The sequence below is a fragment of the Helicobacter cinaedi CCUG 18818 = ATCC BAA-847 genome (assembly GCF_000155475.1).
Classification (GTDB): Bacteria; Campylobacterota; Campylobacteria; order Campylobacterales; family Helicobacteraceae; genus Helicobacter_C; species Helicobacter_C cinaedi.
The window spans coordinates 205,349-226,564 of sequence record NZ_DS990392.1; the positions used below are offsets into that span (position 1 = coordinate 205,349).

A 21,216-nucleotide genomic window follows, 5' to 3' on the forward strand; every position below is an offset into this window, starting at 1 on the left:
ATCACACATTTATAATTATCTCGCTCTAAAATTTGCTTTTTTAAAGCTTGACTAAAATCCTCTAAATCTTGGCCTTAAATTGATAGAATCTGGGTCATAGCGATAAACTCCCTTTGCAATCTTTTGCAAATAGCCTTTTTGGTGCAAACTTCTAATACCTCTATCTGGGTCTCTAAAAACTTTCCCTGTGCGTTTTTGCCATTCTTTAACAACCCAATCCACCACTTCAGGGTGTTTAATATCTCGTTTTGGATTTGCCTTAAAAAATTCCATTATTAAATCAAGTTGAGAGCCATTATTTTTCATCAAAAATTCCCCTTTCTTTTTGGATTGTTTCTAAAAATCGTTTTTTGCTTAGTTCGCAATATTCCCTATCTAGTTCAATGCCTATAAACTGCCGATTGTTAAGATAAGATTCTATCATTGTTGTGCCACTGCCACAAAATGGATCAAACACCACATCACCTACATAAGAAAATAGCTTAATGCACCGCTTCGGCAGCTCTCTAGGAAAAGGGGCTGGGTGTCCTATGCGTTTTTTAGACTCCCCATTAAAACTCCACAATCCATTCGTCCAAGCCATAAACTCTTCCTTGCTTATATCACTCTCCCCTTTATGCTTTTTCTTCCAAGCCCCCTTATAAAGCACGACTATAAGCTCAACAGGTGCGATAACATAAGGAGCAGATGCACTAAGCCAACTCCCCCACGCTGTGCGGCGTGAGATATTGCCCTCATTCCAAATAATCGTGCTATGATATTTCCAGCCAATTTGCTTTGCTAAAGTGGTTAAATCCGCCCCCACGCTTTGCTGTCCGCCTTTGTTTTTATCAAGTGGGATATTAAGACAGAATCTTGCCCCATCTTTTGCCTAAAGGTAGCAATTTCCTATCCATTTTTGAGAAAATTCTAAATAGCTTTCATAAGAGTTAGAATCTTCATTGGAGTTGTATTCAATACCCACATTATAAGGTGGGGAAGTGATGATTAAATCAAGCGAGTTTTCTTGCAAAATCGTTTTATCAAGGCAGGTATGATTGAATAGCGTTGTGTTTTTGTAGCTAAAAGATGTATTGTGTAATGGTATTGTCATTGTTGAAGCTCTATTAGGTATTTAAAAATTATTGTTTTAATAATAGCATTGAAGTGTTTTATTTGATAAAAATCCATATCAAGCACGGAGCAAATACCCCTTTGCAAACTTTGATTGTTTGTAATCTCATTTTGCAAGTCTTTTTCTTGTGTGAAGTCCATAAATCTTTCCTAGCAGTGTGGCAATTCTATAAAACTGCCATTGTAGCAGGTTTATAGAATCTTTTTGCTACTCACTATCCTGCTACACAAGATTCTTACTCAAATACCTGCTTAAATCATCGGCAAAGAGTGTGGTTACTGCCTCGTATCTAAAAACGCCCTTACGCTCTTTGCTATCGCCCGACTTAGTGGTGGTGGGACGGCGTTGCCTACTTGTTCACATCTTTTTGTATGAGAGCCAAAGAATTTATACTCAAGTGGGAATCCCGTGATAGTCGCCGCCTCTCTTATGGTAATGCTTCTATGCTCTTTTGGGTGCAAGGGGAAAGCACTATGTCCTGGCACTAGTGTAGGGGCAAGTTTGTCAAAATGCAGTCGCATATTACCACCCCTTGAGTAGAATTTAGAAATTTGCAAATGCTTAGGCAATAAATCTAGCGATTCTGCTATATTGCAACCCTCTTTGATATACTTAAATCGCTCAATGGTCTTGGCATTATGCTGCATAGGGAGATTATCTATGTCTTTTTCATTTGTGTAATCAATCTTTGCTAACACTTCACGCAGAGTCAAAGGCTTTTTAAACTTGCATTTTGCTAGCTCATCATCGCTAAAATCAAGCTTCGTGCCTATGCTTTCATCATAGAATCTAGGCAGTGGATAGCTAAAGTCGCCTTTTAGGTCAGCTCTTGTGGCTACGATGATAAGCCGCTCTCGTTTTGTCGCTGCTCCATACCATGCCGCATTTAAGACTTTATACTGGACTTTATAACCCATAGCTTCATAGATTCTATAAATATCATCTAGCACAGAGATTTGATAAGGCTTGATTTTTACTAATAAATTTTGTTTTTGTTTTCGTAGCATTTCACCTTTTTGAATGATTTGTTGTGTGATTTTATCTTTCTTTCTTAATGCTGATTTTTCGCCCTTCAAAAGTTCTAATTGCTTCCAAATATTGCCCACTTCTTGCCAGATTTCACTCGGTGCGTTTGAATTTAAGATTCTAGCATTTAGCATTCCTTTGACATTTTCTATCACGCTTATTTTTGGTCTAAGCTCTTTAACAATGTCTAAATAATAGCGGTAAAATTGATTTCTCTCATCTGCTGGGCTTCGCTCTCCAGCTAGAGAAAAGCCCTTGCAAACAATGCCTCCAAACATCACATCTACACTAGAATCTAGCTTTTTCTTTAGCTCTTTTGGGTTAAGCTGCGTTATATCTGTGCTATCTAAAATAGCGTTTTGTAAATGCTTTTTATTGTTATATTCTAAGGTTTTTAACGCATTGCTATCAAAGTCATTTGCATAGAGTGTGCTAAAGCCCTCTTGCATAAAGCCTAAATGCGACCCACCAGCCCCTACAAAAAACTCTACTACATTATGTGGCATTGATAATCCTTTGAAAATTTGTTTGATAGTTTTTGATAATTGAATGCTTTGCAATATGTTGCAAAAATGCCTTTTCATTTAAATCGAAAGGGTTGTAAAGAAGTGTGCGTAAGCTACTTCTAGGCTGAAAATCAATCACACCATAATCATCTTTTAAGATATTAAGATAGCTTGATATGTAGCGTGCGTTTGGTTTAGAATCTTTGTTTTGGTATTCTATGAGATAGGCTATTTCGCCATATTGCTTATACACAATTTCAAATAGCTCTTTATTGCTACAATCAAATTCTTTTTTGCCATTTGATTTCTTGTATAGGGTTTCAAGCAAATAAGAGAAAAAGGGCTTTAGATACTTAAAAAATTCTAAAGCAAATTGCGGATAAGAAAGTTGTGAAAGGTTAAATCCCGCTTGTGTTAGATTATTTCCTTTGTCAATCAACCCTAGCGTTGATAGCGTGATAAACATATTTCGCCAACCGCCAGAATTTGGTGTTTGTAGATTCTGTGCGAGTTGAAACTCAAGCTGTTTTCTGTGGATATTTTCTTGCTTAAGTAGATAAATAGCTAAAATTTTAATAAGAAAATAAAGTTCAAAAATACGGGTATCGTGGATATAGTATTGAGAAAGTAGCTTACGGGATTTACCCCCCCCCCCGCATATTTAGCAAATTCATTTTCATCAATCAAACGCACTGCTAGAGAGTGGGAATTGACCTCTAAAATTTTCTTAGTTTGTGGATATTTGAAAAGCCCTATATTAAACTCATTATTTCGCAGCACAGAATCTGGGAAAATATACACACTAGAAAACTCGCACAAAGGGTAAAACTCATAATCTCTTACAGATAAGCCCCTTTCTGCAAAATACTCATACTGAAAAATTTGCCCTATGCCCCTAACATAGTCAGTTACGCCGATATTACCGCCTTTGCACTCCATAAGGGCTTTGATTCTATCTTTTTCAAAAAGTGTAAAGTCTGCAGTGATTCCATTAATAAACTTTGTCTCTTTATGGAATTTTGTTTGATAAAAGTCCATATCAAGTAAGCCACAAATATCTCTTTGCAAGCTTTGATTATTTGCAATCTCATTTTGCAAATCTTTTTCTTGCGTGAAGTCCATAGCCTAACCCCTTACTTTATATGTGCTTTTGGCAACTCTTTTTGAGATAAAACCCACCATTATAGCAGATTTATAGAATCTTTTTTTGCTATTATTCAAAGCTAAATCATACGAGATTCTTACTCAAATACCTGCTTAAATCATCGGCAAAGAGTGTAACAATGAGCTTGTTTTCTACTTCTTGGGCGAGTTTTAAACACGCTTGCAAGCACGCCCCTGATGAGATTCCAGCTAAGATTCCTTCTTCTCTAGCTAAGATTTTTAGCCCTTGATACGCTTCTTCATCGCTAATTTTTTCTACTCTATCTATAAGGCTTGTATCCATAGTCTTTGGGATAAAGTTATTACCAATGCCCTCAATATTCGCACACCCCTCTTGCCCTCCGCCAATCACAGAGCCGATAGGATCGCATAGCACAGCTTGTATCCTAGAATCCTGCTCTTTTAGGTATTTTGCCACACCGCTAAAGCTGCCACCACTTCCAGCACCGCATACAAAATAATCCAGCACAGGTGCTAAGTCTCGCACGCCCTGCATTTGCACATAGATCTCCTTGCCACTTGTCTCATAATGTGCCTGTGGATTTAGCGGATTTTCAAATTGATGCAAACTAAAAGAATGCGGGGTAGAATCTAGCAATTCTTTAGCTTTATCAATCGCTCCTTGTATGCCTAGCTCTTTTGGTGTGTTGATCACTTCTGCCCCTAAAGCTCGCATTAGAATCTGCTTTTCAGTAGAAAATTTATCCGGCACGACTAAAATCGCCTTGATATTAAAATGCAAACACACAAAGGCAATGCCTAGTCCGGTATTCCCTGCCGTTGCTTCTATCACCACAGAATCTTTATGTAGTTTGCCCTCTTTTTGTGCCTTTTGCAAAATATGCAAGGCTACGCGGTCCTTCACACCCCCAGCGGGATTGTAGGATTCAAGTTTGGCAAAAATGCGGTTGTTATTTGGAATTGCTATGCGTGAAAGCTCTACAAGTGGTGTATTACCGATAAGTTCAAGACTTGAGTGAAAATGCATTTATATCCTTTTATTTTTAAAAATTACGAAATATAGTAAATAAGACTTTTAATTGTATGGTAAATGTTATTATAACTTTTTTCTACTTCTAATTTTTGTTATTTTCCATAAAATAGATAAAAACTAAAATAAAAAAGATAGAATCTGGCATTTAAAGATTGTAGGCACAAAAGGATTTTTAATAATATAAATAGTAAGCTTTGCAGTTTAAGGAAGAAGTGGATTTTATTTTCAAAAGAATGTTTAGGGTAGTAAATCTAAACATAATGCATAAGGAATCAATATGAAAAATACATTAGCATTTGAGATTTTTCTAAGCACTCTTAGGGCGACAAATAGGGATTTGGGCTTTTTTGTGGATTGGCAGAAGTGTCTAGCAAATAAAGATAAATTAAGCATTAGCCTTAATCATTTAAATCTTTTGTTGGGTGTGCCAAAGGATAGTTTGCAAGATAAGATTACTTTGCTTTTTAATGAGTATGCTAAGGCTTTTGATGTTTTGCCCTTGATTTTAGCGATTCGCAATGAGAAAGAGTTGGTGCTAGATTCTAATGGCAATGAAACACCTATCAATGCGTATTTACAAAGTCCTAAAGGGATTTAGAATTTATCTGTGAGAGTGGGCTAGATCTATCTTTAGTGATAGAAAGATTAAAGATTTAAATGACTTTGTCTTTGGTATTGAAGTGGGTTTAGATAGTAATGCAAGGAAAAATCGTGGCGGTGCTTTTATGGAATCTTATTTAAGAGATCTTTTTGCAAAGGCTAATTTACGCTTTAAAAAAGAAGTAAATATTGCAGAGTTTAGCGATTTGCAGAGAAACTTTGGAGATGATAAAAAGCGATTTGACTTTGTGATTTTTGGGAAAAATATAAGCTATTTTATTGAGTGTAATTTCTATACGAGTGGCGGGAGTAAGCTTAACGAAACAGCTAGAGCATATCAAGAATTAGCCCCAAAATTTGATGGGTTTGCCGATAAAAATTTTATATGGATTACCGATGGGCAAGGTTGGCACAGCAGCAAAAATAAATTGCAAGAAGCCTATAAAAGCGTAGAGATGTATAATCTCAATAATGTAAAAGATTTTATTAAAAAGGCACAAAATGACCGCTAAATTTCACACATTAACCCCCACTTTTACAAGCTTAGATTCTACATTTAGCCTTTATCAAGGCGATTGTAATGCCCTTTTACCACAGATGAAAGAGAGTTTTGATGTGATTTTTGCTGATCCGCCTTACTTTCTCTCAAATGATGGTTTAAGTATCCAAAGCGGCAAGATTGTAAGTGTGAATAAAGGCGAATGGGACAGGGGCGAAAATATTGATGAAATTGATAGGTTTAATATGGAGTGGATAAGCAATGCAAAAATAGCCCTAAAGCCCACAGGTAGTATTATGATAAGTGGGACTTATCATAATATTTTTTCGCTTGGCAGGGCATTGCAAAAGCTTGATTTTAAGATTTTAAATATCATCACTTGGCAGAAAACTAATCCCCCACCAAACTTTAGCTGTCGCTATCTCACACATTCTACCGAGCAAATCATCTAGGCTAGAAAAAGCCATAAGCATAAGCATATTTTTAACTACGAGATTCTAAAAAAGCTAAACAATGATAAACAAATGCGTGATGTGTGGAGCTTCCCAGCTATTGCCTCTTGGGAAAAAACCTTTGGCAAACACCCCACACAAAAGCCTTTAGCCCTTTTGGTGCGATTGCTTTTAATGGCAAGCAATGAAGATTCTATAATTTGTGATCCATTTTCAGGCTCTAGCACTACAGGTATTGCCGCAAATCTTTTAGGTAGGCAGTTTGTAGGTATTGAAAAAGAATCTAGCTTTATCAATTTAAGCATAAAGTGCAAGAGCGAGTTAGATTCTAAATTTAAAGAGATAGAATCTAAAATAAATGATTTACGACAAATAGCTTCCTTTGAGAATTTAAATAAGTGTCGTTTGATATAAAAGCATAGGCGACTAGAATCTTAATAGCAAGGCTATATATTACACGCAACTTTTTTCAATTGCTTGATTTATATCTTCAAGCAAGTCTTTGCTATATTCAATGCCAACAGATAGGCGGATAAGATTTTCAGCTATCCCCATAGATTCACGCAAATCTTTAGGAATAGAGGCGTGAGTCATACTCGCAGGGTGGCAGAGCAAGCTCTCCACGCCTCCCAAGCTTTCTGCTAAAACGATGATACGCGTGGATTTAAAAAAGATTCTATAATCATATTCTGGCTTTAATATAAAGCTTAGCATTCCTCCGCCACCACGCGCTTGAGAGCTTTGCACTTCATATTCGCTATCGCTTTTTAGCCCCGGATAATACACTTTTGCCACCGCTTTATGCTCACTTAAAGATTCTGCTAGAAACAAGGCATTTTCACAATGTCGCTGCATTCGTAAGCCTAGTGTTTTCATACCGCGGATAAGCAAAAAGCTATCAAATGGCGCAAGCACACCGCCAATGCTATTTTGCAAAAAGCCTATGCGTTCAGCTAGATTCTCATCATCTACCACCACAAGCCCGGCTACAAGGTCGCTATGTCCGCCAAGATACTTTGTCGCAGAATGCACCACAATGTCAATGCCTAGTCTTAAGGGCTGCTGGAGATAGGGCGTCATAAAGGTATTATCCACGATACTTAGCACACCTTTTTTCTTGCAAATTTCAGCGACTTTTGCTAAAGGCGTAACGCTTAGAAGTGGGTTTGCAGGGCTTTCAATTAACACAGCTTTGACTTCAGTGGTTAGGGCAGAATCTAGCGTGTCTAAGTCCCTTGTATCTACGATTTTATAAGTGATATTAAAGTTTTTAAAGACTTTATCTAAGATTCTAAAAGTGCCGCCATAGACATTTTGTGAGATGATGATAGAATCTCCGCTTTTAAATAGGCTTAAAATCGTGCCAAGTGCTGCCATACCAGAGGCAAAGGCAAAGCCATATTTCCCGCCCTCACATTCGGCAATAAGGCTTTCAATCCCATCTCTTGTGGGGTTTTTGGTGCGAGAGTATTCATAGCCTTTGTGTTTGCCTAGCTCATCTTGAGCGTAAGTGGAGGTTTGGAAAATAGGCGTATTTACCGCTCCTGTGCGTGGGTCTGTGGTAAGCCCGCCGTGGATTAGTGTGGTATCAAGTGTGCTTTGCATAGAAATCCTTTACTTACAAATATATTTAACTTGAATCTTAGCACTCACTTCCTGTTCCTTTGGTGCGGGAAGCTCCCAACTGATGTCTGCTGATGCACTCATATTGCTAAGTTTTGCAAACTCACGCGGTGCGATAGCGTTATTCACGCCATCAGCTCCTGCTAAGACGCATTTTTTATCTAGAATCTCACTTAGCTCTTTTTGACTTTCTTTAGCAAGATTCAACGCTCCAGCAAAAGCCTTATCTTGTGCGTTTTGCCACGCTTCAGGCGTGGCGATTATAGTAACATTTGGTGCAAGAAAGCTTAGGAATTTGTTTTTGTTGATTTTTTTATCAACCGCGACGATAAAATTATCATAATCTTTTTTTTGCTCACTTGGGACATCGCATTCTAAGCTAAAGCTTAGCGTATAGCCAACAGTGTCTCGTGCCGCTCCATCTTTATATTGGATATTTGGACGCAAGTCATAGTTACCCCCTTCACACAAGCCCCTTTCTTTATTGAGATTCAAAATATCATTAAGGGTGTTGGCGATTTCTTTTTTAGCACTAGATTCTATCTCGCCACCTTTACGCAAACTATCGCTTTCGGTAATGCGGATGCTCGCCTTATATACATCAGGCATAATGGGTTGAGAAAAGGAGATGTTTTTGTAAATACATAGAGCGTGGCTAGGGCATTCATTTGTGGCTAGAGTTGTGCTGTCATCACTGCACGCGGTAAAAAAAAGTAACCCAAGGCTTAATGACGCTATGGCAAAAGGTTGAAGTTTTATGGATTTTCTCATAGGATTCTCCTTGTTGTGAAAAGTTGTAGGTGTGAAATGCTGTGGATTATAGCTTTTTTGAGTAACTTGCTAGTAATCAAGTAAGCCATCTTTTGGCAAAATAAGATGAATATCTTTTGGCAAATAGCCTAAGATTCTATCAAGGAAAATGTTATTACTTAGCATATCCCCAAGTAGCAATACTTTTTTAATCTGTAAGTTTGTTTTTGTATCCCGCACAAGCGTGGCGATAAATTCGCTTAGAGAATCTAGTATTCCATAGCTTAAAATCTCATCTTCCATATCTGCACATTTAAAGCTAATGCTTGAGCGGATAATGCGATGATAATCAAGGCTAAGTGCGTTATCTTCCCGCAAAAGCGTATAATCAATGCGAGGTCCCCGCTCACGCACGAAACGATACGCACGATAGAAAAGGGCATTTTTATCACTCGCTCCATTTGTGCTAAAGCCTAGAGTAAAAGCCGCACTATCAAAGATGTCAATAAGATTGCTAGTTGGCTGCTCTAAATCCGGCAGGGCGTTTATAGATTCTATAAGATGTGGAAAGCGTGAAGTGAAGTTTTTGATGAGATTATCTCCGCTTTTGTAAGAAGTGGCGATGTTTTGTAAAATAAGCTTTGGGTTGCTTTCAAAATAAATGTCAAGCAGGACTTTTGGCGTATCTTCATACACAAGGAAGGCACTTTTATGCCTTGTGCTAAGGTAGATGACTAAATGCCTTTGGGTTAAATCTGTGATATGCTCCCGTATAAGAGAAGTGAGCGTATGTGATGTGGCAATGCGATTATCAATAAAGATCCCGCTCTGTGAGATGGTAAGAATCTGCTCCTTTGGGGCTGGAGAGTGGCAAAAGTCAAAGGGTGGCTTAGAATCTTGACTAGGCGTAGATAGAAAAAAATAACCTATATCATCTTGCAAGAGTAAAGCCCCGATAATAGCTAAAGGCATATCATAAGGCAACCCAACTTTAACTAGCCCCGTGGCATTAAGCGGAAAATGCTTTTCAAAAACTTCCTTTGGCACAAGGTGGGTTAGGGGTTTTTCAAAACTTGCAAGAACATCAATTTGTGCCTTATGTATGCGGAAGTAGGTTTTAAGCGAGACAATATCACAAGCAAGGGTTGTGTGGGTGTTTGGCGTTGGAGTAAGAGAGAGTGAGACAATGCCGCGTTGGGTGTGGAGAGAGACTTGCTGATTGTCCTTTAGGGCGTGGAGAATCTGTAAAAAATATACCCTATCCTGTGAAGCAAGGGGTTTGTGGGTAATAGAAAGCGGAGGATTAAGAAAAGCAAAGGCATCACTTTTGGGGTTTAGAATCTGGCTTGTTTGCAGGGGCGTGTAGTAGTAGGTTTTGGGTGTGTTAAAAAGAGCAATGATTTGACTAGAGCTAAAAAGCGTAGGGCAGGGGAGTAGCTCAAGCAAAGCAAGGGAGAGAATCTGCGTTAGATTTTTATGGGTGTGGCTAGATTCATTAGATTCTTTAGCGTGGTTAGATTCTTGCAAGGAGAGCTTTTTAAAAAAGGCTTGATTTGGGCTAATGGGTGTAATCTCTTTAAAGGTAAAATAAAGTGAAAGCGGCAGAGTGAGTGAGATGTCATTAGCAAAGTCTAAGATTTTTTGAGAATCTACAATATTTTGTGAGTTGCGATAAAGTGTGAAAGTGTGGGGTAATATGTTGGTTTGGGCTGTGTGCGTAGGTGCTGATTGTATAGAATCTTGGCTAGTTTGTGGGGTTTGATGATTCTGTGTGGCTTGGCTTTGTAGATAAGATTCTATAATGGCTGATAAGTCTGGGATAATGCAATGCGTATGTGAATCTTGTGTGTAGAAAAACGCTTCTAGGTTTAGGTTGTTAGCTTGTGAAGCAAGGAGATAGAGAAAAAAATCCGCATCTTCACTTGTATTTAAGAATCTAAAATCATAAATCATTCATAGCCTCTAAATGAGCCATTGGCAACCTCTTGTAAATCCCTATCATCTTTTTTGTGGGCGGTTATGCCATTTTCTGCTAAAAAGTCTAGGGCGAGTTGCTCCATTGTTTTTGCGCCATTTTTGACTGCTGATGAAAGAGTGAAAGCTGTGTCTTCGCCGATAACTTCTGGGATAATACCGATGATTTTAACCGGGGGTAAATCGCCATAAATAGCTGTCATTCTTAGTGTTTGGAGCATTTCTACTTCGTGAGCACTCCCCGCCCAAGTGATGATGTGCGGGACATTATCAAAATCAAAATAATACACTTCGCCTATTTGAGCGTCCTTCACACTCACGCAATCAAGGATAAGGACTTTATCATAAGAAGTGATAAGGGGGATAAGCATAGAAGCAAGTGTGCCACCATCTACAAAATCCACTTCATTTTCGCCGCTGAAGCGGTAATTGAGCTTTAAGAGATTGGATAAATGCACCCCAATGCCCTCATCACCAAAAAGAATATTGCCAATGCCAAGGACAAGAATCTTCATTCTGTTCTAGACTTTCACATCATCAGTATAACGCATACCGCTTACAATCGCATCTACACCGCCATTTGGGTATTTGACAGAATTCCACACAGCAAGATAAATATGCACAGGGATAAAAATCACAAATGCCCAAGTAAGCATATGGTGCAAATCACGCACATTTGATAGCCCACCAAAAAGCACCTCCACCCATTTGAAGCAAGATTCTAAAATCGCTCCTAAGCCATCATTATAGACATTGTAATACAGCACAACACCTGTGAGTGAAATCAGTAAAACAAGTATGCCAAGGCAAAGATAAGTGGTAAATTGCAATGGATTGTATGCACCATCAATGTGTGGGTGAGAGCCTATAAACAAATACGCCCTAATGGTATCTAGCCATACTTTTGGTTGTTTAACTTGAGCAAACGATACTCTTTCTGGTAAAGATTTTTTATCAAAAATAAAAAGATAGACTCTAAAAAATGAAATACCAATCAACACAAAGCCCATAATCAAATGCACACTCCGGATATAGGCTTGAAGGTAGGAATTACTCACCGCACCCACTTGCTGCTCTGTAACAATCTGCCCTTGTATGACACCTTGCAAGGTGGCTTGTGTCATTTCTGGGTTTGAGCTGACAAAAGGATAGGCGATGTAGAATCCCGTGGCAATAAGTGTAAAAATACACAATGCTCTAATCCAATGGAAGATTCGTGTAAGCCCTGAAAACTCCTCGTGCATATGGAGTTCTTTTTTAAACATTTCAACCTTCTTCATATTTTCTCCTTTTATCCTCTAGTGGAGTCTGGCAAATGATGGCTCTACTTTGTAAAGGCTAAGCTCATTGCCTTGCGTATCCATTAAATGCACCGCACAAGCGATACAAGGATCAAATGAATGGATATGGCGGATAATTTCAAGTGGCTGGGTAATGTCTTTAACCTGTGTGCCAATAAGACTCATCTCATAAGGTCCTTTTTGTCCCTTAGCATCGCGTGGTCCGGCATTCCAAGTGGATGGCACAACGGCTTGATAGTTTTCAATCACGCCATTTTTGATTCTTACCCAATGGCTTAGCATTCCGCGTGGCACATTACCGATAAATCGTCCCTTATATTCCTTATTTTTATCTATGCTATAAGGTGCACAAGTGCTTTTATCGCCCTTTGCGATATTATCTTTAAGTGCGTTAAATGCCTTAATGCCGTGATCTGCGACAACTTTGCATTCAATAGCTCTAGCAGCAGTTCTGCCAAGTGTGCTAAATAACGCCTCTTTTGGCAATCCTGTGGCTTGTAAAAATTCATTCACAACATCTACAATCGCCTTGTTGCCACTTGCGTATCCCACCACAACACTCGCTAAAGGTCCTACTTCCATAGGCTCTCCATCATAGCGTGGTGATTTAATCCACGAGTATTTACCACTCTCATCAAGGATTTTAGAATCCACAAGCTTACCATCAGCTCCAATAGTTTGAGCATCTCTAAAGCCTGTATAATGTGGATTTGTCTTACCATCATAGGGGTGGAGCGGCTCATTATCTTCATACCACGAGTGCGTAGCCTCTTCTGTGATCTTGCTTTCATCAATAGGATAAACTTTGCTTAAATCGCCATTTTTGACAATCCCACTGCTGAAAAGCCACTCTTCAGCTCCCACCTGCATTTCTTGGAAGCTAATGAAGTTTTTAACCCCACAGCCTTTTAGCACAGAATCTTCATTTTTATAAGCTTCTGCTGCCATAATAATATCTGCCCAATACGCACGATTAACAAAATCTACCACCTCTAAATGTTTAGTGAGCCACTCGCCCAAACGGCTGGGATCTAAAATGTCCATAACAGAAGTTACACCACCAACGGTTAGACTTTGCGGGTGGGGATTTTTCGCACCAAAAATCGCCATCATTTGAGCGATGACGCGTTGGACTTCAAGGAGTTTAAGATAATGTGAAAGCACAATGAGATTTTGTTCAGGCGAAAATCTATAAGTCTTATGTCCCCAATATGCGTTTGCAAATGGTCCTAACGCACCTTGTTTGACAAAGGCACTCACTTTTTCTTGAACGACTTTTAAGTCCGCTTCTCCCGCACATAACGGATTTTTAGTGTATTTAAATGCAAGTTTAGCCGCCTTGGCACAATCAGCCTGCAAAGCTGAGGTAATATCGCACCAATCAAGCCCGTGCAGTGTGTAAAAATGCACCGCGTGGTCGTGCAAAAAGAGTGAGATATTCATTAGTGTGCGTGTGAGAATGGCATTGAGCGGAGGTTTAATCCCCAACGCATCTTCAACCGCTACAATCCCAGCTTTGTAATGCGAGTAGGTACAAACACCACAGATTCTCTGCACCAAGAATCCTGCATCGCGTGGGTCGCGGTTTTTTACGATTGTTTCTAGCCCACGCCAAAGTGTTGAGCTAGAAAACGCATCTTGAATCACATTGTTTTCATCAACAATCACCTCAATACGCAAATGTCCTTCAATTCTTGTGATAGGATCTACAATAATACGCTTTGTCATTTTCTACTCCTTATTTTGCATTCTGTGTTGAGCTAATAATCGCGTGAGCGGCGATTCCAATGGCGGTTGCTCCAAGCACGACAGCTCCTATTGTATCTGCTGTTTTATCCGCTCCTAGTCCATTAAAGCTTGTGGCATAAAGCTTATTACCAATAGGCTCTTCAAATGGATTCATTGTATCCCAGAAATGTGGCTCACTGCAGCCAATACAGCCGTGTCCCGCTTGAATAGGCCAACTTGTGTGTTGGTTAAATCTTAGTTTTGAGCAGTTGTTAAATGTATAAGGTCCTTTGCAGCCTACTTTGTAAAGGCAGTAGCCTTTTTGTGCGTTTTCATCGCCAAAATGCTCTACAAACTGCCCAGCGTCAAATCTCCCGCGTCTTTCACATAAATCGTGGATTCTAAGTCCATAAGCCCAAGTTGGGCGATTGTAAGCATCAAGTGTAGGAAGTGAGCCAAAAAGGATATAGTGCAAGACATTGCCGACAATGTTTTTTTCACTCGGCGGACAGCCCGGCACATTTATCACATTGCGACTTGTGATTTCACTAAGTGGCACGGCATTTGTGGGGTTTGGGTGAGCGGCTTGAATCCCACCAAAACTAGAGCAAGTGCCAATGGCAAAAATGGCTTTTGCATTTTTTGCCGCTATTCTTGCTTCCTCTGCTCCTGTGCGTGCGTGTCCGCCGATAGTGAGATAAAACTCACTGCTTCCTTTTGGAATCCCACCTTCTACCATAAGGATATACTCTCCAGCATATTTTTCAATGGCGTGATGAAGATTTTGTTCTGCTTGCCAACCAGCTGCTGCCATAACGGTTTCGTGGTATTCAAGGCTAATGTAATCAAAGATAAGCGAATCTATACTTGGCGCATCGCTTCGCAATAAACTTTCACTACAACCGGTGCATTCTGCCATATGTAGCCATACAACAGGTAGGCGATTAGCCACTTCAGCCGCTTTAGCAGTGAGTGGGGCAAAGCTCGCAGGCAGGGCAAGTGTAGCTGTCATCATGCCTGACCATTTCATAAAATCACGGCGAGAAAAGCCTCTAGATTCTAACTCCTGCATTAAGTCTTTATCTGCATTATGTGCGGGGAGCTTGGCTAACTCATCTAGTCGTTTGGAAGCTTGTTTGAATAGCTCTCCATTTGCATCTTGTATTTTCATTGTGGATACTCCTTTTGTTGATTGTTGTTTGAAAACTGAGAGATGTTTGGAATATTATCTTATTTTTGGGATTTTCTTAAGATAAAATTGTGGCTTGTGAGAAAAAGTAAAACATTTTTAAATAAAAGTTACAAAAAGTGATAGTGTGAAAAAGTAGGCTTTGTAAAATGGCAAAGTAAGAACTAAGGGTAGGTTGCTGTCTTAAAAATCACAAACAAAGATTGTGAAAATATTACAAAAGATATTTTTTGTTGAAAAAAGCAATGTATAATGGGCGGATTTTAAACTTGCAATGCATGGTTAAAATAATTTTAAACAACCTTAAGAAGGAGTTTGTTATGGCTAAGTATATAGAGCTAAGTAATGATAATTTTGATGCGGAGATCGCAAATAGCGTAGCGTTGGTTGATTTTTGGGCGCCTTGGTGCAATCCTTGCAAAATGCTATCCCCTGTGATTGATAAACTTGCAGAAGATTATAGTGGCAAGGCAAAGATTTGCAAGGTGAATGTGGATAATGAGGGTGAGCTTTCAAGGCGATTTGGAATCCGCAATATCCCCACAATGCTGTTTATGAAAAATGGCGAGATTGTTGATCAAATCACAGGTGTTCAGCCAGAAGATGTTATCCGCCAAAAAATAGATTCACTTCTCTAAGAATCTTAACTTCGTAAATCAAGAATCTAAGCTCTGCATTTGCAGGGCTTAGGACTTTAAAATACATAAATGCTTAAATTTTTCAAAACAATCTTTTCTTATTCCATTAGCTATCATTGGCTTATTCTTATTGTGAGTGCTTATATTGTCGTGTGTCTTAATCATTCTTTTCATAAGACATTTGATGATGTTGCTTTACAAGTTGGATTTAGCTATCTTGTATGGGTAAAATATATCGTGCATATAGCTATCTTGGCTTTGGCATTTGAGATTCTAAGCTTAAGATTGAGTGTTAAATATGTCGTAATTTTTGTATTGCTTTTGTGTAGTGTGTGTGGATTCTATATGGAATCTTTAGGTGTGGTGCTTGATGAGGACATTATCCAAAGTGTGTTTGAGACACATACTAACGAAGCTTTGGATATGGTAAGTTTTGGGTTTATCGTGTATGTTTTGCTTTTTGGTGTTGTGCCAAGTGTGCTTGTATTGTTGATAAAAATAAAGCGTTTTAGCCTGAAAAAAGCATTGCGAGAGAAACTTTTCTTTGTAGCGGTTTTAGCCATTATGATTAGCGGAAGCTACGCAGCTACGGGAAAAGACATTACCTTTGTGTTTAAAACGCAAAAAACACTTAGGGATATGCCAAATCCCATTGCCCCTATCCGCTCCTTTGTGCGGTATATCCAGCATTCAAAAGAGAAAAATTTTACCTCTATGCTCGTGGCTAAAGATGCGGTGTTGAGTGTGGATTCTCCAAAGCAAATTGTGTTGTTTATGATTGGTGAGAGTGCAAGGAGTGCAAATTTTTCACTCAATGGCTATAAAAAAGAGACAAATCCCTATACAAAAGCATTCAATGTCATAAGTTTTAGGGAATTTTATTCTTGCGGTGTGATTACAGCTATTGCTGTGCCTTGTATGCTGACACATTATACGAGAGAGACTTATACGCACAGAAACCTTTCATTGTATGTCAATAATATCCTTGATATTGCCCAAAGTGTAGGATATGATGTGTGGTATTTGGGAAATAATGGTGGTAAATGTGTGGGAGGCTGTGATAGGAATATCCGCAACACGCTTTTTTACTCCACAGATAGTCTTGATGGTGTAATGCTAAAAGACATTGCTAAGATTGTAGAAAAAGCAAAGCAAAATAATCGCAACACATTTATTGTCATTCACGGCTATGGTAGCCACGGGGCTTCATATACGAGCCGTTACCCAAAGGAGTTTGAGCGTTTTACTCCTGTGTGTGAGCAAAAGGAGTTATCAAAATGCACGACTGAAGAGATAAGCAATGCTTATGATAATTCATTGCTTTACACAGATTGGGTTTTAGCTCAAATGATAGGTATGCTTCAAAAGGATTCTACAAGCAAAGATTCTAGCCCTATGCGTTCTATGCTGTGGTATGTGAGCGATCACGGAGAGAGTTTGGGGGAGCTTGGGCTGTATATGCACGGCGGACTTGGCTATACTCTAGCTCCAAAATATCAAAAGCATATCCCCTCAATTATGTGGTTTAGTCAATCGTGGGGGGAGATTCCACATTTGGCGCGTCAAAGGGTGGAGCAGGATTTTAGTCAAGATTATGTGTTTCACACACTTTTGCATATCTTAAATGTGCAGACACAAGACTACGATAAGAATCTTGATATTTTGCAGCCTTAAGATTTTGTAAAGATTCTAGAATCTTGTCTTTTGCAAAGCCCATTTTGGGTGGGCTATGGGGTTTGGGCGTAATTATAGATTCTGGTTTTCTAGTATAGATTCTATTTTATACAGTGGCTTACAAATTTTGAAAAATTATCTATAATATTCCCGCCCTTGCGGAATCCAAGCCCACAAGATTCATAGGCAAAAAACACATTAGGTTGATAGTGGGCATCTTTATGTGAGTTTAGCTCATAGTAGGCTTGATACACGCTTTTGTGATGAGTATATATGCCTTCTTTAGATTCTAAAATCCTGCCTTGTGAATCTATAATCTCAATATTTGCCCCCTCTCTGCCAAATGCCCTTTTATGCACTTGCTTTGTTTTTGGCAGTGGCTCAAAACTCGCAGGGAGTAATAGTGGATGATTTGGAAAAAGATCCCATAAAATCTTTAGCATTCTTTTGCTTTGAAAAAGCAGTGTGTAGGCAGGGTTTAGAAAAATAGCATTGTGATTTGTCATCATTTCACTCATAAGCAAGGCGAGTTCAGGCTCATCAATGGCAATATTCTCCCACGGAATGAGTTTAAATAAAAATTCATAATTTACCCCTTCAAAGCTAACCCCTTCAGTGGCAGAAAAATTTATCTTATCAATAGGGGCAAAGTCGCATATAAAGCCAGATTCCCTAGCGATATACTCTAAAAATCGTGTCGTGCTAATATCTTCACTAGAATCTGTAATGCAGGAAAAGAGAATCTTCCAGCCCTCATAGAGTGAGTTAAAGCTAGAAGTGTTTTTATCAAGCGTAATAAGTCGCTTAAAATTTTCACTCAAAGCGTTGTGAATATTATTAAACTGCTTGTTTTCATCTAGCTCATTGTGTTTGAGTAACGCCCATTGTAAAAGGGCGGTTTCATAAAGCATTGTTGGTGTATCGGCATTAAATTCTAATAGCTTAATAGGTCTGCCTTCAAGCCCCCCAGCGAGATCAAAGCGTCCGTATAAATGCCAATGTATGTCCTCCTCCCAGCTTTGCTTTATGGCATCAATTAGACTTGGCGGAATGTCAAGCTCAAAGAATAAATCATTTTCTATCACATATTCTCCGGCTTCTACAAACATATCATATAGCGTATTTCCCGCCTCATAAAAGACATTTGCTTCCTGCTCTGTGATATGGATAAGCTCATCGCTGATATAAGAGGTATTATCCAAATCCGTATGCCATTGTAGTCCCATAGATTCAAATTGTTGTATGCTAGGCAGTGAAAGGGTAGTGATTGTCATTTGATTCCTTTTGTTGTGTTTGTGTGGGTTTTTACATATTTTATAGATTTTGCACACCTTAAGATTCTATGTGTCGTGATTATCCGCCGTAATTTTGTGTGCTTCTATTTGTATTTGCCCCTGCATTATTGCCGCTAAAAAATCCACTTTTTCCAGCATTGCTTTTTGTGCCGCTTGTGCTTGTAGCATTTTTATTATTAAAGCTATTTTGACTTCTTTCATAGGCTTGTGGGGATTTGTAGTTGCGTTGTTGGTTAGCTTGATAGTTTGGATTATTAAAAAGCTTATTGCCAATATAGCTGCCTAGAATCGCCCCAGCCGCACTCGCTAGTATCGCCCCGCCAAGCCCCAGCCCCCCGCCATTTGGGTTTGTTAGCTCACTTGTCCCAGCATTAATCTTGCCTTCTTCTTGTTTGATAAGCTCATCAATTTCAGCTTGACTTAGCATTCGCTCTCCGCCATTTTTATCTTTAAGCATAACGCGTGTTTGCTCGCTTGGATACTCTTCAAGCACCTTGTAGCTCCCATCAAACTGCTCTTCAATAATCACAAACGCCCCGTTTTTCTGCGTATTTTGCAAAGTGGAGTTAAGGTTGTTATTGTTATTGCCTGAATCACACGCATTTAGCCCAAAAATAGCCATTACCCCAAGTCCGCCAACCATCGCATAGTTTTTAATCGTGTTAATATGTTTCATTTGCCACTCCTTTTGACTTACAAAGATTATACCAAAGCTGATTTTTTATGATGTAAATGGATATACAAATGCAGGACATCAATGCTTGCAGGAGTGATACCGCTAATCTCACTTGCTTCAAAAAGGCTCTTTGGTGTGAATTTTTTGAGCTTTTCTATCACTTCAAGGCTAAGTCCGGGAATCTTATCAAATACAAAATCCCGTGGAATCTCCACTTGTAGCATTTGCTCCATCTGCCCAATTTGCTCTTTTTGCTTTTGGATATAGTCAAAATATTTAGATTCTATGAATATTTGTTCAATCGCCTTTTCGCTCATAGATTCTACATTTTCTACCCCACATTTTGCTAGAAGAGTCCTAAGTCTATGAGGTTCTAGCTCTTCGCGACCGATAATATGTATAAGTAAAGTTTTATCACTAATGGGCGAGAGATTAAGCGATTTTAGCATATCAAGTGAGATTTGCGATGGGGTAAGGTAATTATTCTGTAAATAGTTCATCGTGTTTATGATATGCTCTTTATCTTGCATAGTTTTTTCATAATATTCTTTTGTAACTAAGCCCAAAGCAAACGCATAAGGCACAAGCCGCAAATACGCATTATCCTCACGCAAAAGCAGCCGATACTCCGCACGAGAGGTAAAAACACGATAGGGCTCTTTTGTGCCTTTTGTTACCAAATCATCAATCATCACGCCTATATAGGCTTCATTTCGTGCTAGGCTAAAAGATTCCCCCTTTAATGAAAGGGCAGCGTTGATTCCAGCCATAATGCCTTGAGCGGCGGCTTCTTCATAGCCTGTTGTGCCATTAATCTGCCCGGCTAAGAAAAGATTCGCACATTTTTTAGTCTCTAGTGTGTGGTAAAGCTCGGTTGGCTCTACATAATCATACTCTATGGCGTAGCCATATCGCGTAATATGGGCGTTTTCTAGCCCTTCAATGCTATGAATCATCTCCTCTTGCACATCAATAGGCAGTGAAGTTGTAAGTCCATTAATGTAATATTCCACCGCTTCTTGTGTTTGAGGCTCTAAGAAAAGCTGATGTCGCTCTTTATCGGCAAAGCGGTTGATTTTATCTTCAATACTTGGGCAGTATCGCGGTCCCACACCCTCAATCTGCCCTGTAAAAAGCGGTGCACGATGGAAGTTGCTACGGATAATATTATGCGTTTTTTCATTTGTGTAGGTTACAAAGCAGGGCAGTTGTGTGGGAGCAAAATCTTTTGTTTTATGGCTAAAATGCGGAGGGTTGCTATCACCACTATGCGTTTCAAGGCGTGAGAAATCAATACTCCGCCCATCAATCCTAGCACAAGTCCCTGTTTTAAGCCGCCCTAGAGACAAGCCTAGCTCCTGCAAGGAAGTGCTAAGATTCTGCGGACTCATCTCGCCAAAGCGTCCATTTTGAATCTTGCTCTCCCCAATATGCACTAGCCCACGCAAAAAAGTCCCTGTGGTAAGAATCACCGCCTTTGCATAATAAGTCTTGCCGATATTTGTTTTCACACCTTTAGCGATAAATCGCCCTTGTGAATCTTGCTCGTAGATAAGGGATTCTACGCTTTCTTGTGAGAGCGTGAGATTTGGGGTGTTTAGGGCTATGTCTTTAGCGATAATGCTATATCTATCCATATCAATTTGCGCTCTTGTGCCACGCACAGCAGGACCTTTGGAGGAGTTTAAGATTCTAAATTGAATCCCGCATTTATCGGTAATCTCCCCCATAACTCCCCCTAATGCGTCTATCTCTTTTACTAAATGCCCTTTGCCAAGCCCACCTACTGCGGGATTACAACTTGCTAGGGCGATATTTTGAATTAAAAGTGTAAGCAGATGTGTTTTTGCACCCATTTTCGCACTTGCTATACTTGCTTCTAGCCCAGCGTGTCCGCCACCCACGACTAAAACATCATATTCCATTAGAATCCTTAAAGATTTTTGAGCGTATTTTACTCTAGAATGGTTATTTTTTGCTATTCTCACGCGGATAAATAACAAATAAGAAAAA

General features: G+C 39.2%; 18 protein-coding genes and 3 pseudogenes. 4 read left to right on the top strand and 17 right to left on the bottom strand.

Annotated elements, in window-relative coordinates; genetic code table 11:
* Nucleotides 1-51: 51 nt before the first annotated feature.
* From HCCG_RS12545 to HCCG_RS05405, 7 genes and pseudogenes are all read right to left on the bottom strand, one after another.
* On the bottom strand, nt 52-306 hold the full coding sequence (locus tag HCCG_RS12545; protein WP_002956428.1) for a hypothetical protein: 255 nt from the start codon (nt 304-306) through the stop codon (nt 52-54).
* Nucleotides 296-1,093 (bottom strand): annotated as a pseudogene (locus HCCG_RS05385) (DNA-methyltransferase). The gene HCCG_RS12545 and the pseudogene HCCG_RS05385 overlap by 11 nt, the downstream one beginning before the upstream one ends.
* On the bottom strand, nt 1,090-1,254 hold the full coding sequence (locus HCCG_RS12170) for a hypothetical protein (protein ID WP_002956430.1): 165 nt from the start codon (nt 1,252-1,254) through the stop codon (nt 1,090-1,092). The pseudogene HCCG_RS05385 and the gene HCCG_RS12170 overlap by 4 nt, the downstream one beginning before the upstream one ends.
* A 135-nt stretch (nt 1,255-1,389) precedes the next feature.
* Nucleotides 1,390-2,646 carry a DNA cytosine methyltransferase gene (locus tag HCCG_RS05390; RefSeq protein ID WP_015453387.1) on the bottom strand — a complete coding sequence of 419 codons (1,257 nt, stop codon included), beginning with the start codon at nt 2,644-2,646 and terminating at the stop codon, nt 1,390-1,392.
* Nucleotides 2,636-3,112: a hypothetical protein gene (locus HCCG_RS05395; RefSeq protein WP_002956432.1), complete on the bottom strand. Its 477-nt coding sequence runs from the start codon at nt 3,110-3,112 to the stop codon at nt 2,636-2,638. Before HCCG_RS05395 ends, HCCG_RS05390 begins: the two co-directional genes overlap by 11 nt.
* Before the next feature lie 98 nt (nt 3,113-3,210).
* Nucleotides 3,211-3,768: a hypothetical protein gene (locus tag HCCG_RS05400; protein WP_002956433.1), complete on the bottom strand. Its 558-nt coding sequence runs from the start codon at nt 3,766-3,768 to the stop codon at nt 3,211-3,213.
* Between the two features lie 106 nt (nt 3,769-3,874).
* Nucleotides 3,875-4,798, bottom strand: a complete 924-nt coding sequence (locus HCCG_RS05405; protein ID WP_002956434.1) for a PLP-dependent cysteine synthase family protein — start codon at nt 4,796-4,798, stop codon at nt 3,875-3,877.
* Between the two features lie 283 nt (nt 4,799-5,081).
* Here HCCG_RS05405 and HCCG_RS12550 point away from each other — a divergent pair.
* Nucleotides 5,082-5,916, top strand: a pseudogene (locus tag HCCG_RS12550) (type II restriction endonuclease).
* Nucleotides 5,906-6,769: pseudogene (locus HCCG_RS12555) on the top strand (DNA-methyltransferase). Before HCCG_RS12550 ends, HCCG_RS12555 begins: the two co-directional pseudogenes overlap by 11 nt.
* A 39-nt stretch (nt 6,770-6,808) precedes the next feature.
* On the opposite strand, the gene HCCG_RS05425 reads toward HCCG_RS12555, so the two are convergent.
* The 7 genes from HCCG_RS05425 to HCCG_RS05455 form a co-directional block, all read right to left on the bottom strand.
* Nucleotides 6,809-7,960: a trans-sulfuration enzyme family protein gene (locus HCCG_RS05425; protein ID WP_002956437.1), complete on the bottom strand. Its 1,152-nt coding sequence runs from the start codon at nt 7,958-7,960 to the stop codon at nt 6,809-6,811.
* Nucleotides 7,961-7,969: 9 nt separating this feature from the next.
* Nucleotides 7,970-8,749, bottom strand: coding sequence for an SIMPL domain-containing protein (locus HCCG_RS05430; RefSeq protein WP_002956438.1), 780 nt, complete (start codon nt 8,747-8,749; stop codon nt 7,970-7,972).
* Between the two features lie 69 nt (nt 8,750-8,818).
* Nucleotides 8,819-10,681, bottom strand: a complete 1,863-nt coding sequence (locus HCCG_RS05435; protein ID WP_002956439.1) for a hypothetical protein — start codon at nt 10,679-10,681, stop codon at nt 8,819-8,821.
* Complete coding sequence (locus HCCG_RS05440) at nt 10,678-11,217, bottom strand: HyaD/HybD family hydrogenase maturation endopeptidase (protein ID WP_002956440.1); 540 nt, start codon at nt 11,215-11,217, stop codon at nt 10,678-10,680. The genes HCCG_RS05435 and HCCG_RS05440 overlap by 4 nt, the downstream gene beginning before the upstream one ends.
* Nucleotides 11,218-11,223: 6 nt before the next feature.
* Nucleotides 11,224-11,982, bottom strand: a complete 759-nt coding sequence (gene cybH / locus HCCG_RS05445; protein WP_015453392.1) for a Ni/Fe-hydrogenase, b-type cytochrome subunit — start codon at nt 11,980-11,982, stop codon at nt 11,224-11,226.
* A gap of 18 nt (nt 11,983-12,000) precedes the next feature.
* The gene (locus tag HCCG_RS05450; RefSeq protein WP_002956442.1) at nt 12,001-13,731 is read right to left on the bottom strand and encodes a nickel-dependent hydrogenase large subunit; all 1,731 of its coding nucleotides are present in this window, start codon (nt 13,729-13,731) and stop codon (nt 12,001-12,003) included.
* Nucleotides 13,732-13,741: 10 nt separating this feature from the next.
* Nucleotides 13,742-14,902: a hydrogenase small subunit gene (locus HCCG_RS05455; protein ID WP_002956443.1), complete on the bottom strand. Its 1,161-nt coding sequence runs from the start codon at nt 14,900-14,902 to the stop codon at nt 13,742-13,744.
* A gap of 338 nt (nt 14,903-15,240) precedes the next feature.
* Between HCCG_RS05455 and trxA the strand changes: the two genes are divergently transcribed.
* Both trxA and HCCG_RS05465 read left to right on the top strand, forming a co-directional pair.
* On the top strand, nt 15,241-15,558 hold the full coding sequence (gene trxA / locus HCCG_RS05460) for a thioredoxin (RefSeq protein ID WP_002956444.1): 318 nt from the start codon (nt 15,241-15,243) through the stop codon (nt 15,556-15,558).
* 69 nt (nt 15,559-15,627) lie between these two features.
* Nucleotides 15,628-17,232: a phosphoethanolamine transferase gene (locus HCCG_RS05465; RefSeq protein ID WP_015453393.1), complete on the top strand. Its 1,605-nt coding sequence runs from the start codon at nt 15,628-15,630 to the stop codon at nt 17,230-17,232.
* A gap of 101 nt (nt 17,233-17,333) precedes the next feature.
* Here HCCG_RS05465 and HCCG_RS05470 read toward each other — a convergent pair whose 3' ends face one another.
* The 3 genes from HCCG_RS05470 to mnmG form a co-directional block, all read right to left on the bottom strand.
* A complete protein-coding gene (locus tag HCCG_RS05470) occupies nt 17,334-18,506 on the bottom strand; it encodes a glutathionylspermidine synthase family protein (protein WP_002956446.1) in 1,173 nt (390 codons plus the stop codon).
* Between the two features lie 79 nt (nt 18,507-18,585).
* Nucleotides 18,586-19,203, bottom strand: coding sequence for a UPF0323 family lipoprotein (locus tag HCCG_RS05475; RefSeq protein ID WP_002956447.1), 618 nt, complete (start codon nt 19,201-19,203; stop codon nt 18,586-18,588).
* 26 nt (nt 19,204-19,229) lie between these two features.
* Complete coding sequence (gene mnmG / locus HCCG_RS05480; RefSeq protein WP_172618404.1) at nt 19,230-21,134, bottom strand: tRNA uridine-5-carboxymethylaminomethyl(34) synthesis enzyme MnmG; 1,905 nt, start codon at nt 21,132-21,134, stop codon at nt 19,230-19,232.
* Nucleotides 21,135-21,216: the final 82 nt, after the last annotated feature.